General features: G+C 73.7%; 10 protein-coding genes and 1 tRNA gene. 10 read left to right on the forward strand and 1 reads right to left on the reverse strand.

Going from position 1 to position 13,848, the window contains the following annotated elements; all coding sequences use genetic code 11:
- Positions 1-134: 134 nt before the first annotated feature.
- The 10 genes from topA to ACU4ZT_RS04790 all read left to right on the forward strand — a co-directional run bounded on the left by topA (position 135) and on the right by ACU4ZT_RS04790 (position 11,841).
- Positions 135-3,104, forward strand: a complete 2,970-nt coding sequence (gene topA, locus ACU4ZT_RS04745; RefSeq protein ID WP_445338151.1) for a type I DNA topoisomerase — start codon at positions 135-137, stop codon at positions 3,102-3,104.
- Positions 3,101-3,736, forward strand: a complete 636-nt coding sequence (gene tmk, locus ACU4ZT_RS04750) for a dTMP kinase (RefSeq protein WP_445338153.1) — start codon at positions 3,101-3,103, stop codon at positions 3,734-3,736. Before topA ends, tmk begins: the two co-directional genes overlap by 4 nt.
- A complete protein-coding gene (locus tag ACU4ZT_RS04755; protein ID WP_445338155.1) occupies positions 3,733-4,938 on the forward strand; it encodes a DNA polymerase III subunit delta' in 1,206 nt (401 codons plus the stop codon). The genes tmk and ACU4ZT_RS04755 overlap by 4 nt, the downstream gene beginning before the upstream one ends.
- 98 nt (positions 4,939-5,036) lie before the next feature.
- Entirely contained in the window at positions 5,037-6,551 is a 1,515-nt protein-coding gene (locus ACU4ZT_RS04760; RefSeq protein WP_254654540.1) for an alpha/beta hydrolase, read from the forward strand.
- Positions 6,552-6,636: 85 nt separating this feature from the next.
- Positions 6,637-6,712: transfer RNA gene (locus ACU4ZT_RS04765), tRNA-Thr, on the forward strand.
- A 185-nt stretch (positions 6,713-6,897) separates the two neighbouring features.
- A complete protein-coding gene (dacB, locus tag ACU4ZT_RS04770) occupies positions 6,898-8,394 on the forward strand; it encodes a D-alanyl-D-alanine carboxypeptidase/D-alanyl-D-alanine endopeptidase (protein WP_414763125.1) in 1,497 nt (498 codons plus the stop codon).
- 64 nt (positions 8,395-8,458) lie between these two features.
- A complete protein-coding gene (locus tag ACU4ZT_RS04775; RefSeq protein WP_445338158.1) occupies positions 8,459-9,049 on the forward strand; it encodes an isochorismatase family protein in 591 nt (196 codons plus the stop codon).
- A 99-nt stretch (positions 9,050-9,148) separates the two neighbouring features.
- Positions 9,149-10,630: an NAD-dependent succinate-semialdehyde dehydrogenase gene (locus ACU4ZT_RS04780; protein ID WP_270979043.1), complete on the forward strand. Its 1,482-nt coding sequence runs from the start codon at positions 9,149-9,151 to the stop codon at positions 10,628-10,630.
- The gene (locus ACU4ZT_RS04785) at positions 10,630-11,448 is read left to right on the forward strand and encodes a TrmH family RNA methyltransferase (RefSeq protein ID WP_063072037.1); all 819 of its coding nucleotides are present in this window, start codon (positions 10,630-10,632) and stop codon (positions 11,446-11,448) included. Before ACU4ZT_RS04780 ends, ACU4ZT_RS04785 begins: the two co-directional genes overlap by 1 nt.
- A 27-nt stretch (positions 11,449-11,475) precedes the next feature.
- Positions 11,476-11,841 (forward strand): DUF2834 domain-containing protein, encoded by a 366-nt coding sequence (locus ACU4ZT_RS04790; RefSeq protein WP_445338160.1) that lies wholly within the window; start codon positions 11,476-11,478, stop codon positions 11,839-11,841.
- Positions 11,842-11,844: 3 nt separating this feature from the next.
- Here the strand turns inward: ACU4ZT_RS04790 and ACU4ZT_RS04795 are convergent, their stop codons facing one another.
- The gene (locus ACU4ZT_RS04795; protein WP_445338161.1) at positions 11,845-13,770 is read right to left on the reverse strand and encodes an ABC transporter ATP-binding protein; all 1,926 of its coding nucleotides are present in this window, start codon (positions 13,768-13,770) and stop codon (positions 11,845-11,847) included.
- Positions 13,771-13,848: the final 78 nt, after the last annotated feature.

The following is a 13,848-nucleotide window of genomic DNA, read 5'->3' on the forward strand; positions in this document are numbered from 1 at the left end:
GGTCGGTGCTCGTGTGTATGGTGTGCCTTGTCGGGGACCCCGCCGCACGTCGCCCGGAGCGCATCCCGTGCCGGCACGCATCCCGCAACCCGGGCCGGAGACCGGCCCCCGCGAACGCATATATAAGGAGTCACGTGCCCGGCACGAAGAAGTTGGTCATCGTCGAGTCGCCGGCCAAGGCCAAGACCATCGGCCAGTACCTGGGCAGCGGCTACGAGGTGCAGGCGTCCGTCGGCCACATCCGCGACCTCATCGAGCCGAAGAACCTGCCGCCCGAGCTCAAGAAGGGCACGCTCGGCAAGTTCTCCGTCGACGTCGAGAACGGCTTCGAGCCGTACTACGTCGTGAGCGACCAGAAGAAGAAGACCGTGGCCGACCTCAAGCGCGCCCTGAAGGACGCCGACGAGCTCTTCCTCGCGACGGATGAGGACCGCGAGGGGGAGGCCATCGCCTGGCACCTCCTGCAGGTCCTCAAGCCCAAGGTGCCCGTGAAGCGGATGGTGTTCCACGAGATCACCAAGGAGGCCATCGAGCGCGCCCGCGACAGCACGCGCGACATCGACACGGCGCTCGTCGACGCCCAGGAGACCCGGCGCATCCTCGATCGCCTCTACGGCTACGAGGTGTCGCCCGTGCTGTGGCGCAAGGTCGGCCCGGGGCTGTCGGCGGGTCGCGTGCAGTCCGCGGCCACGCGCCTCGTCGTCGACCGCGAGCGCGAGCGCCTCGCCTTCGTCACCGCCGCGTACTGGGACCTGACCGCGTCGCTGTCGCCGCTCCAGCAGGAGCTCCCGTTCGACGCCCGGCTAGTCCGCATCGACGGCGCCCGCATCGCCACCGGTCGCGACTTCGACGACAAGGGCGCGCTGAAGAACGACTCCCGGCCGCTCGATGCCGCGACCGCGGAGGCGCTCGCCGAGGCGCTGCGCGACCCGTCCGTCCCGCTGCGGGTGCAGAGCGTCGAGTCGAAGCCGTACACGCGACGGCCCGCGGCGCCCTTCACCACGTCCACGCTCCAGCAGGAGGCGGCCCGCAAGCTCCGCTTCTCCGCTCGCCAGACGATGAGCGTCGCCCAGTCGCTCTACGAGAACGGGTACATCACCTACATGCGCACCGACTCGCCTTCGCTCTCGCAGCAGGCGATCAATGCGGCGCGCAAGCAGGCCGCGGAGCTCTACGGCCCCGAGACGGTGCCGGACAAGCCGCGCCTCTACGCGGGCAAGAGCAAGAACGCGCAGGAGGCCCACGAGGCCGTGCGCCCGGCGGGGGAGACCTTCCGGACGCCGCAGCAGCTCGCGTCGACGCTCCGCGGCAACGACCACAAGCTCTACGACCTCATCTGGAAGCGCACCATCGCATCGCAGATGGCGGACGCGAAGGGATCGACCGCGTCGGTCGTCATCGCGGCGGGCCCCACGTCCGCGGGCGAGGTCGCCGAGTTCGCCGCGTCGGGCACCGTCATCACCTTCCGCGGCTTCCTCGCCGCCTACGAGGAGGGTCGCGACGAGGATCGGCACGGCACCGCCGAGCCGCGCGAGGCGAAGCTGCCCGACCTGAAGAAGGGGCAGGACCTCCGCCTCGTCGACGTCGACGCCAAGGGCCACGAGACCAGCCCGCCGCCGCGCTACACGGAGGCGAGCCTCGTGAAGACGCTCGAGGAGCTCGGCATCGGGCGCCCGTCCACGTACGCGGCCATCATCTCCACCATCGTGGACCGCGGATACGTGACCCCTCGCGGCACGGCGCTCGTGCCCAACTGGATCGCCTTCTCGGTGGTCCGGCTGCTCGAGGAGTTCTTCACCGAGCTGGTGCAGTACGACTTCACCGCGGGCATGGAGAGCGACTTGGACCGCATCGCGGACGGCTCGGCCGAGCGCGTCGACTGGCTGAAGGGCTTCTACTACGGGAACGACTCCCACAAGGGCCTCCGTCCCACCATCGACAACCTCGGCGAGATCGACGCCCGGGAGATCAACTCCCTGCGCATCGCCGACGACATCACGCTGCGCATCGGCAAGTACGGCCCGTACCTGGAGGTGCACGAGGAGGGCGCGGCGCCCGACGCGACGCCTCGTCGCGTCAACCTCCCCGAGGACCTCGCTCCCGACGAGCTCACGTCCGCCAAGGCGCGCGAGCTCATCGACGCGCCGGTCGTCAACGACCGCGTCATCGGCATCAACCCGGCGAACGGGAAGCAGGTCGTCGCGAAGGACGGTCGCTACGGCCCCTACGTGACCGAGCTCGATCCCGAGCCCGAGGAGACTCCGGCGGCTCCCGTCGACGGCGTCGACCCGGCGACGGGCGAGGTGCTCGAGACAGCTGCCGCGACGACCGCGGCGACGCCCGCCACGAAGGCGCCCACCAAGAAGCCCGCCGCGAAGAAGGCAGCCGCGGTCAAGCCGCGCACGGCGTCCATCTTCAAGTCCATGGACCTCGCGACCGTCGACCTCGAGACGGCGCTCCGGCTCCTCGACCTGCCGCGCGTCGTCGGGGAGGACCCGGAGACCGCGACGCCCATCACCGCCCAGAACGGGAAGTACGGCCCGTACCTCAAGAAGGGCACGGACTCGCGGTCGCTCACGAGCGAGGAGCAGATCTTCGAGATCGACCTCCCGGGTGCCCTCGAGGTCTTCGCGCAGCCCAAGTACGGCGCACGCCGACCGTCGAGCGCGCTGAAGGAGTTCGACGCGGACCCGGTGAGCGGCAAGGGCATCAAGGTCAAGGACGGCCGCTTCGGGCCCTACGTCACCGACGGCGAGACCAACGCCACCATCCCGAAGAGCGAGTCCGTCGAGGACATCGACTTCGACCGGGCGGTCGAGCTGCTCGCGGACAAGCGGGCGAAGGGGCCGGCCAAGCCCAAGGCGAAGGCCAAGGCGCCCGCCAAGGCCAAGGCGAAGGCTCCCGCGAAGGCCAAGGCTCCCGCGAAGGCCAAGGCACCGGCAGCCGCGAAGTCGACCACGGCTGCGAAGTCGACCACGGCTGCGAAGTCGACCACCGCCGCCAAGACGACGTCGGCGACCCGATCGGCTGCCGCCACCAAGGCTGCTGCCACCCGGGCCGCGAACAGGGCCGCGGCCGCCGCGGCGGCATCCGACGCGACGTGACCGGCGTCTTCATCACCCTGGAGGGCGGCGACGGCGTGGGCAAGTCCACGCAGTCGGCGCTCCTGCGCACGTGGCTGGAGGAGCAGGGCCAGGAGGTCGTCCCCACGCGCGAGCCGGGCGGCACGGAGCTGGGGGCCGAGATCCGGGAGATCGTCCTCCATCGGCGGGGCCACATCGCCCCGCGAGCGGAAGCGCTCCTCTACGCGGCCGACCGCGCGCACCACGTCGACGCGGTCGTGCGCCCAGCGCTCGAGCGCGGGGCCGTGGTGCTGCAGGACCGGTACCTCGATTCGTCCGTGGCCTACCAGGGCGCGGGCCGCGTCCTCGACGCCCGGGAGGTCCGGAGCCTGTCGCTCTGGGCGGCCGAGGGCCTCCTCCCGGACCTGACCGTGCTCCTCGACCTCGACCAGGCGTCCGCACGCGCGCGTCTCGATGCCGCCCGCACGCGGTTCGACCGGCTCGAGTCCGAGCGGGCGGACTTCCACGAGCGCGTGCGCCACGCGTTCCTCGCCCTCGCCGACGCCGAGCCCGACCGGTTCCTCGTCGTCGACGCGTCGTCGCCTCGCGAGGAGATCGCCGAGCGCATCCGCGCACGGGTCGCCGTGCTGCTCCGTGCGGGGGCCCCCGCGTGAGCGGCGTCGTCACCGCACCCGACGGGCGCGCCATCTGGGCCGACCTCACCGGGCAGTCCGAGGCGGTGGCCCTCCTCGCCGCCGCGAGCAGCCCCCGCGCGACCGCCCGCGACGCCGCCGGCACCGCGTTGGCGCACTCCTGGCTCATCACCGGGCCGCCCGGGTCCGGCCGGTCGAACCTCGCCTACGCCTTCGCCACCGCGCTGCTCAGCGACGGCACGCCCGAGGGCGACGCGGCGACGGCCCGCCAGGTCGCCGCGCGCAGCCACCCCGACCTCGGCGTCCTCGCGACGGAGCGGGTCATCATCGCCATCGACGAGGTGCGCGCCCTGGTCACGTCGTCGCAGTACTCGCCGTCGGTCGGCCGCTACCGGGTCATGGTCGTCGAGGACGCCGACCGCATGACCGAGCGCACCTCCAACCTCCTGCTCAAGGCGCTCGAGGAGCCGCCGGAGCGCACCATCTGGATCCTCTGCGCCCCCAGCGAGGCCGACCTCATCCCCACGATCCGCTCGCGCGTGCGCAGCGTGCGGCTGCGGATCCCGTCCGTCGAGGACGTCGCCGCGCTCATCCAGCGCCGGGACGGCGTCGACCGGGCGACGGCCACCCGGGCAGCCCGCGAGGCGCAGAGCCACATCGGGATGGCGCACCGCCTCGCCACCGACGCCGAGGCGCGCGAGCGCCGCAGCCGCACGCTGGAGCTCGCCCTGGGGATCCGCACCGTCGGCGACGCCGTGCGGGCCGCCGGCGCCCTGCTGGAGCTGGCCGGTCAGGACGCGAAGGCGTTCACCGTCCAGCGCGACGCCGACGAGCGCGAGCGCGCGCTGCGCTCGCTCGGCGTGCAGGAGGGCGGGTCGATCCCCCCGCAGCTGCGCTCGCAGATCCGGCAGCTCGAGGAGGACCAGAAGCGGCGCGCCACGCGGAGCCTCCGCGACGGCATCGACCGGATCCTCGTCGACCTCATGTCCCTCCACCGCGACGTGCTGCTCCACCAGCTCGGCGCCGACCTGCCGGCCGTGAACGAGGCGATCGCACCGCGCATCGCCGAGGCGGCCGCCGCCGGATCCGCCGCCGCCTCCCTCGCCGTGCTCGACGCGGTCGCGGTCGCCCGACGGCGCATCGACGGCAACGTCTCGCCGGCCCTCGCGCTGGAGGCGATGCTGGTCTCCCTCACGCGCACGCGGACGGCGGGCCGGTCATGATGCGGCGCCCGCGTCCGGTCGGGCCCCGCGACCGGGAAGCCCGCGCCCAGGGTCGGCGTCGGACCGCGCGTCGCGCTGCCACCGCGGTCGCCGCCCTCGTGATCGGCGTCCTCGTCCTCAGCGGCTGCGGCGCCTTCGGCATCCCCGCGCCCCGCAGCGCCACTTCCAGCCCCACGGCAGAGGAGGTCGCCCCCGATCTCGCGAGGTACTACGACCAGACGCTGCAGTGGTCGCCGTGCGAGGACGGCGCCCAGTGCACGACGGCCACGGCGCCCCTCGACTGGTCGGCTCCCGACCCCGCGAAGGACATCCAGCTCGCGCTCGTGCGGCACACGGCGCGCGGATCGGGCGAGCCACGCGGATCGCTGTTCGTCAACCCCGGTGGCCCCGGCGCGTCCGGCGTCGACTTCGTGAAGTCGGGCGTCGACTCCGCCACCTCGCGCGCTCTGCAGGACGGCTACGACATCGTCGGCTGGGATCCGCGCGGCGTCGGCGCCTCCACCGCGGTCGACTGCGTGGACGACCCCCAGCTCGACGCCCTGCTCTACCAGGAGACGGACGCCGCCCCCGGCAGCCCGCAGGCCGACGACGAGCTGACCCAGGCGTCGAAGGACTTCGCCGCCTCCTGCGCGTCACGCTCCGGGGACCTGCTCGAGTTCATCGACACCCGCAGCACGGCCCACGACCTCGACATGCTGCGGGCGCTCGTGGGCGATCCGCGGCTGAACTACCTCGGGTACTCGTACGGCACGAGCATCGGCGCCCAGTACGCCCAGGACTTCCCGGCGCACGTCGGACGCATGGTGCTCGACGGGGCGACGGATCCCGCCGCCAGCTCCTTCGACGTGGTGCTCGCGCAGACGACGGGCTTCCGCGACTCCTTCGAGGCCTACATGGCGGCCTGCCTGGCCGGGAGCGGCTGCCCGTTCAGCGGATCCGTCGACGACGGCATCGGCATGGTCGCGTCGCTCCTCACCACGCTCGACGAGAGCCCGGTGCGCGCCCGCGACGGGCGCCAGCTCGACCGTGCGGTCATGCGCAGCGCCATCGACTCGGCCCTGTACAGCGAGCGGCAGTGGCCCGCCCTCACGACGGCGTTCACGCAGGCGATGCAGGGGGATCCGTCGACCGCCTTCGCGCTCGCCGACAACTACTTCGGGCGGAACCCGGACGGCACCTACCGGGGCAACTACTTCGAGGCCTTCCTCGCCATCCAGTGCGTCGACCACCCCGTCGAGCGCGACCCGTCGGTGCTCGCGACCGAGGCGCGCGAGATCCGCTCGGCGCAGGGCGAGCTCGCCGATCCCGACACCTCCCGCGACGCCGAGCCGGACCCCATCTGCGCCAACTGGCCGTACGCGGCCCGGCAGGCGCCGGCGCCCGTGACGGCCGAGGGCGCCGCGCCCATCGTCGTGGTCGGCACGACGGGGGACCCGGCCACGCCGTACTCCTGGGCCCAGGCGCTCGCGGGCCAGCTGTCGTCGGGCGTGCTCCTGACCTACCGCGGCGAGGGGCACATCGCCTACGACGAGCGCGATCCCTGCATCGTGGCGGCCGTGGACGGGTACCTGCTCGGCGGCGATCCGCCCGCGGACGGCACCACCTGCGGGTGACGGCGGAGCCGCTCGGTGGACGGGAGGCCCCTCGGCATCCGGTATGCTCTCTATTCGTGCCCGGTACTCGCTGAGTCCGGGCCGGGCCGCCTTAGCTCAGTCGGTAGAGCATCTCACTCGTAATGAGAAGGTCGTCAGTTCGATTCTGACAGGCGGCTCCACGCGCGTCATCGCGCACCCGCGCCCCATCCGCACCGTCCGCCGGGCGGCGATCCGCACCGGCATCCTGCCGTGCACCGGGTCCATGCGATCCGGCGGCGTCCCTCCCCAGGGAGGCGCACCTCCGGTTCCGCGGCGCAGGACGGACGCAGGGGGAGCCCACCACGGCGCCGTCTAACATGGCCCCATGCGATCCGAAGCCGACGGCCCCGACGCCCCGCGCGCGGACCGCGGCGCGACGGCTCCCACCTCGCGGCGTGCCGCGCTCCGTCCTGGCCGCCGGCGCACCGGTCGGGTGACGGCCGTCGTGGCCGTCGTCGCGCTCCTCGCGGCGGGCGCCGTGGGCGCGGGAGCGGCCACCGGCCGGGCGGGCAGCGCCTCGGCGAGCGTCGCGGACACCGCGGCCACCGCGGATCCCACGCCCACGCCGAGCCCCACGCCCTCGGTCGCCCCGGCGCGGCCGGCACCGGCGAGCCCGCCCGCCGCCCGCGACCTCCGCATGTGCTCCCTCTCCTCCCTCGCGCAGGATCCGCGGCTCGCCACCTTCGAAGGCCAGGTCCGCGACGCCGCGACCGGCCGCGTCCTGTTCGACCGGAACGGCGGCACGCCGGAGCGCACCGCGAGCGTCATGAAGGTCATCACCTCGGCCGCCGCCCTCGCCGCCCTCGGACCGGATCGGCGCATCACCACCAAGGTCGTGCGCGGCGCCGAGCCCGGCACCGTCGTGCTGGTCGGCGGCGGCGACCCCACGCTGTCGCGCCTCACGAGCGGCAGCTCCGTCTACCCCGGCGCGCCCCGCCTCAGCGACCTCGCGCAGCAGGTCCGCACGGCGTGGGCGGCGGATCCCGCCACCGCCGGCACCCCCATCACCCGCATCGTGCTGGACACGTCCCTGTTCTCCGGCGAGACCTGGGCTCCCTCGTGGGCCGCGACCGAACGGCAGGCCGGCTACTCCAGCTTCATGACGCCGCTCCAGCTCGACGCCGACCGCGCCGACCCGGGGGCCGTGGTGTCCGCCCGCAGCGAGGATCCGCTGGCGCGCGTCGGCAGCACGTTCCGCTCCATGCTGGGCGGATCCGCGCAGGTCACCCAGGGCACCGCCCCCGCGGGCGCCGCGGTGCTCGGCAAGGTCGAGTCGCAGCCGGTGTCGTCGCTCATCCAGACCGCCCTCATCAACTCGGACAACGTCCTCGCCGAGTCGCTCGCGCGCCTCGTGTCCATCGAGGTGGGCGCCGGGAGCACGCAGCAGTCGCTGGCCCAGGGCATCCCGAAGGCGCTGCAGGCGTACGGCCTCGACACGTCGAGCCTCACCATCGTCGACGGGCAGGGCCTCAGCCCCGACAACCGCGTGCCCCCGTCCCTGCTGGCCCAGCTCATGATCCAGGTCGACCAGCGGCAGAAGGCGCTCGGCTACCTGCACGACGGGCTGCCGGTCGCGGGCAAGACGGGCACCCTGGCCAGCCGCTTCACCGGGGACAGCGCCGTCGCGCGCGGGCACATCGTCGCCAAGACCGGCTGGATCGACACGGGCTACACGCTCGCGGGCATCATCGACGCGGCCGACGGCACCAAGCTCACCTTCGCCTTCTACGCGATCGGGAACGTGACGGGGAACGCGAAGGTCGCGCTCGACGCGCTCGCGGCCGGCGCGTACCGCTGCGGAGCGGACCTGGGGGACGAGTGACGCGCGGCCCGGTCCCGGGCGGCGGATCCACGGCATCGGGCATCGCCCGGGGAAGGAGCGGCGCATGAGCCGAGCGCTCTTCATCATCGACGTGCAGAACGACTTCACGGAGGGCGGCGCCCTGGGCGTCGACGGCGGCGGCGACGTCGCCCGCGGGATCACCCGCCTCCTCGCCGACGAGCCGTACCGGTACGACCACGTCTTCGCGTCGCGCGACTGGCATGAGGCCACGGGCGGCAACGGCGGGCACTTCGCGGCCGCGGGCATGGTGCCCGACTTCTCGACCACCTGGCCGGAGCACTGCGTGCAGGGCACGACGGGCGCGGAGTACCACCCGGATCTCGACGTGACGGCGGTCGACTTCCACCTCCGCAAGGGGCAGGGGGCTCCCGCCTACTCGATCTTCGAGGGCACCACGGAGGACGGCGTGCCGCTCGCGGACCTCCTCGTGCTCCACGACGTGACCGACATCGACGTGGCGGGCATCGCGACCGACTACTGCGTGCTCGCCTCGGCGCTCGACGCCGTGCACCAGGGGAAGCGGGTGCGCGTGCTCGCGGACCTGGTCGCGGGCGTCGCCCCGGCCACGAGCACCGCGGCTCTCGAGCGCCTGCGCGATGCGGGCGCGCAGATCGTGTCCGGTCCCGCCGACTGACGGGCACGCGCGCACGGGCACGCACGCACGCACGGGCGGCCGCACGCACAGGCAGCAGCACACGCACACGCACACGCACGACGCAGAAGCGAGGACAGCATGACCGCATCCACCCCGTCCGAGACCGACCTCCTGGCCGGCACGCCCACCGCGCTGCTGATCGGCGGCGACCGCGTCGACGCCGAGGGCGGCGCGAGGTTCGATGTGCGGGATCCCGCCACCGACGAGGTCATCGCCCGGGTCGCCGACGCCCGTCCGGCCGACGGCATGCGCGCGCTCGACGCCGCGGTGGACGCCGCGCGGGAGTGGGCCGCGACCGCGCCGCGCGTACGGGGCGAGATCCTGCGCCGGGCCTTCGACCTCCTGCAGGAGCGCAAGGACGAGTTCGCCCTCCTCATGACGCTGGAGATGGGCAAGCCGCTCGCCGAGTCGCTCGGCGAGGTGACGTACGGCGGCGAGTTCCTCCGCTGGTTCTCCGAGGAGGCCGTGCGCATCACGGGCCGCTACGGCGTCAACCCCGAGGGCACCGGTCGCATGATCGTGTCGCAGCACCCGGTCGGCCCGGTCCTCCTCATCACCCCGTGGAACTTCCCGCTCGCCATGGCGACCCGCAAGATCGCGCCGGCGCTCGCCGCGGGCTGCACCGTGGTGATCAAGCCGGCCGACCTCACGCCGCTCACCACGCTGCGCTTCGCCGAGCTGCTCGCCGAGGCGGGGCTGCCGGCGGGCGTGCTCAACGTGATCCCCACCACGGACGCCGCGGGCGTCACCGGCCCGCTCATCGCCGACCCGCGGCTGCGCAAGCTGAGCTTCACGGGATCGACGCCCGTCGGGCGCCAGCTCGGCGCGCAGGCGGCCGAGAACGTGCTGCGGGTGTCGCTGGAGCTGGGCGGCAACGCGCCGTTCGTGGTGTTCGAGGACGCGGACCTCGACAAGGCCGTGGAGGGCGCCATGGCGGCCAAGTTCCGCAACGTCGGGCAGGCGTGCACCGCCGCCAACCGCTTCATCGTGCAGGCCTCGATCGCCGACGCGTTCGCCGACCGCCTCCGGGAGCGCATCGACGCGATGCGGATCGGGCGCGGCACCGAGGAGGGCGTGACCGTGGGGCCGCTCATCGACGGCCGCGCCGTCGACAAGGCCGACCGGCTCGTGCGCGACGCCGTGGAGCGCGGGGCGGACGTGCGCGCGGGCGGCGAGCCCCGCGACGGCGCCGGGCACTTCTACCCGCCGACGCTCCTCACCGGGGTCGTCGAGGGCAGCGACATCCTGCGCGAGGAGATCTTCGGCCCGGTCGTCGCGATCGTGCCGTTCGACGACGAGGACGACGCCGTGCGCCTCGCCAACGACACCGAGTTCGGCCTCGTCTCGTACGTCTTCACGCGCGACCTCGCGCGCGGCCAGCGGATGATCGAGCGGCTCGAGACGGGCATGACGGGCCTCAACATGGGCGTCATCTCCAACGCGGCGGCGCCGTTCGGCGGCGTGAAGCAGTCCGGGCTCGGCCGCGAGGGCGGGCTCGAGGGCATCCACGAGTACCTGGACACGAAGTACACGCTCACGCCCGACCCGTTCGCCGGCTAGTGGCGCACGTCGTCGAGGTCACGGACCTCGCGGATCCGCGGCTCGCCGACTACAGCCACCGCACCGACGTCGCACTCCGGAAGGCGGAGGGCGCGGGCCACGGGATCTACCTGGCGGAGTCGGCGCTCGTGCTCGAGCGGGCGCTGCGGGCGGGGCACGCGCCGCGGTCCGTGCTCGCGCTCGGCGGCACGGTCGACGAGGCCCTGGCGCTCGTGGGCGACCGGGACGTGCCCGTGTTCACGGGACCGGGGGAGCTGCTCGCGGAGCTCACCGGGTACGTGCTCCATCGCGGGGTCGTCGCGTCGCTCGACCGGCCGCCCCTGCGGTCGGTCGCGTCGCTGCTCGCGGACGCACGGCGGGTCGTCGTGCTCGAGGACGTCGTGGATCCCACGAACGTCGGCGCCATCTTCCGTTCGGTCGGCGCGATCGGGGCGGACGCCGTGCTCGTGACGCCGCGCTGCACGGATCCCTTCTACCGCCGGGCCATCCGCGTGAGCATGGGCACCGTGCTGCAGGTGCCGTGGACCCGCGCGGGGGAGTGGCCGGAGACGCGCCAGGCGCTCGCCGACGCCGGCTTCCACGTCGCCGCGCTCGCCCTCACGCCGGATGCGGTCTCGCTGCGGGACTTCCGCGCCGACGCGCACGAGCGGCTCGCCATCGTGCTCGGCTCGGAGGGGCCGGGGCTCTCGGCGGAGGCGATCGCATCGGCCGACACGGTCGTCCGGATCCCGATGGCGCACGGCATCGACTCGCTGAACGTCGCCGCCGCCAGCGCGGTGGCGCTGTACGCGCTCACGGCGTCCCCGGCCAGCGCCTAGCCTGGCGTCAGCCACCAGGAGGTCCCGATGCCCGCACGATCCGCACGCCGCCGCCGCCGCCCCACGCGCCTCGCCGTCGTCTACCTCGTCCTCGCGGCGGCCGGCCTCGTGCTCACCTGGTCGGCGAACATCCGCGTGATGACGGAGGGCCGCGACTTCCTCGCCGACCTCGGCGCGGGCGGCCCGGCCGTGTCGTCGCTGTCGTGGGACCTGCTGATCGCCGCGGTCGCGAGCGTCACCTTCATCATCGTGGAGGGGCGCCGGCTCCGGATGCGGCGGGTGTGGATCTACGTGCTGCTCGCGCCGCTCGTGGCGTTCGCCGTCGCGCTGCCGGTGTTCCTCGCAGCGCGGGAGATGCACCTGGCCGCGGCGGGACGCCCGGAGACGACCTGAGCGCTACACCAGCAGCTGGTGCTTCGCGAGGTCGCGGTACAGCGGCGTCGAGACGACGAGCTCCGCGTGCGTGCCCGTGCCGACCACGCGGCCCTTCTCGACGACGACGATGAGGTCGCTGTCGACGACGGTCGAGAGCCGGTGCGCGATGACGATGAGGGTGCGGTGCTCGGCGACCGCGTCGATGGCCTTGCGGAGCAGCTGCTCGTTGAGGCCGTCGAGGCTGGACGTCGACTCGTCGAGCAGCAGGATCGGCGGCGCGGAGAGCAGGGTGCGCGCGATCGCGAGGCGCTGGCGCTCGCCGCCGGAGAGCATGATGCCGTCCTCGCCGACGGGCGCGTCGAGGCCGAGCTCGTTGCGGGCGAGCACCTCCGTGAGGTTGACGGCATGCAGGACCTTCACGCAGTCCTCGTCGGTCGCGTCGAACGCGGTGAGCGTGAGGTTCTCGCGCAGCGTGCCGGCGAGCACGGGGGCGTCCTGCTCGACGTAGCCGATCTGGCGGCGCAGGTCCTCGCGGTCGAGAGCCCGGATGTCGCGGCCGCCGACGCGCACGACGCCGGAGGTCGGGTCGTAGAAGCGCTCGATGAGCGCGAGGATCGTGCTCTTGCCCGCGCCTGACGGGCCGACGAGCGCGATCCGCGTGCCCCGCTCGGCACGGAAGCTGATGCCCTGGAGGACGCCGCCGCCGGTGCGGTCGGCGCCGGGTGCGGCGTCGTCGTCGGCGCCGGATCCGCTCGCGGAGGATGCGCCGTCCTCGCCGTCCTCGCCGTCGGCCGAGGCCGCCACCGGATAGGCGAACCGCACGTCCACGAGCTCCACGGCGGGCGCGTCGGCGCGGTCGTCCGCGGCGGGCGCGTCGTCGCGGAGGCGGCCGGCGAGCTCCGCGTCGCCGTCGGTCTCGACGGGCAGCTTCACGATCTCCTGGATCCGGCCGAGCGCGCCGAGCGCCTGGTTCACGGCGGTCACGGCGCCGAACGCCTGGCCGAGCGGCATGATCATGAGGAACAGGAAGAGGATGAACGCCACGAGGTCGCCCACCGCGATGGCACCCGACGCGACGCGGAACCCGCCCACGCCGACCACCACGAGGAACGACGCCTGCAGGGCGATGCCCGCGATCGGCACCACCACGGCCGACGCCTTCGCGACCTTGATGCCCATCTCCCACGCGCCCTCGGCGTCGGCCTCGATGGTGCGGATCTCGCGGTCGGTGGCGTTGCTCGCGCGCACGGTGCGGATCGCGCCGATGGCCCGCTCCACGCTCGCGGCCAGGTCGCCGACCTTGCGCTGCGCGCGCTGGCTGGCGACGCGGATCCGGCCGGAGAGGCCCACGACCGCGACGACCGAGACGGCGACGACCAGCACGGTGAGGCCGAGGAGCACCGGGTCGATGATGAACATCGCGATGATCGCGCCGAGGAACGTGACGGCGCCGCCGATCGCCTCGACGAGTCCCTGCGTGAGGACCGCGCGGAGGAGCGTGGTGTCGGAGCCGACGCGGGAGACCAGGTCGCCCGTGCGGCGCGTGTCGAACTCGGAGATGGGGAGGCGGAGGATGCGGCGCACGAGCGTGCGGCGCGACGAGAGGACGATGCCCTCGCCCATCCGCTGCAGCAGGTAGTGCTGGTAGCCGGAGAGGAGCCCGGACACGACGACGAGGCCGACGAGCGCCCACACGAGGGCGCCGAGCGCGCCGCCCGCCTGCACGACGCCCACCACGCGCTGCACGAGGAGCGGCTGGCCGAGGCTGGCGGCCGCGCCGAGCACGCTGAGCACGATGACGAAGGCCATCAGCCCGCGCTGCTCGAGGATGTAGGGCAGCAGCTCCGAGAAGCGCGCGCGGGGCCCGTCGTCGGCGGAGTCGCGGCGCGCGAACGGGTTGCGGGACCGGGCGCGCGGGGCGGCGGTGGAGGGGCGGGCGGTGCTCATGCGTGTTCTCCGGGGGTGGTGAGCGTGGTCGAGGCGGGCGGCCGCGGTCTCCCGCAGGGCGTCGTCGGCGGGGCCGGG

This window comes from Clavibacter davisi (assembly GCF_052751415.1).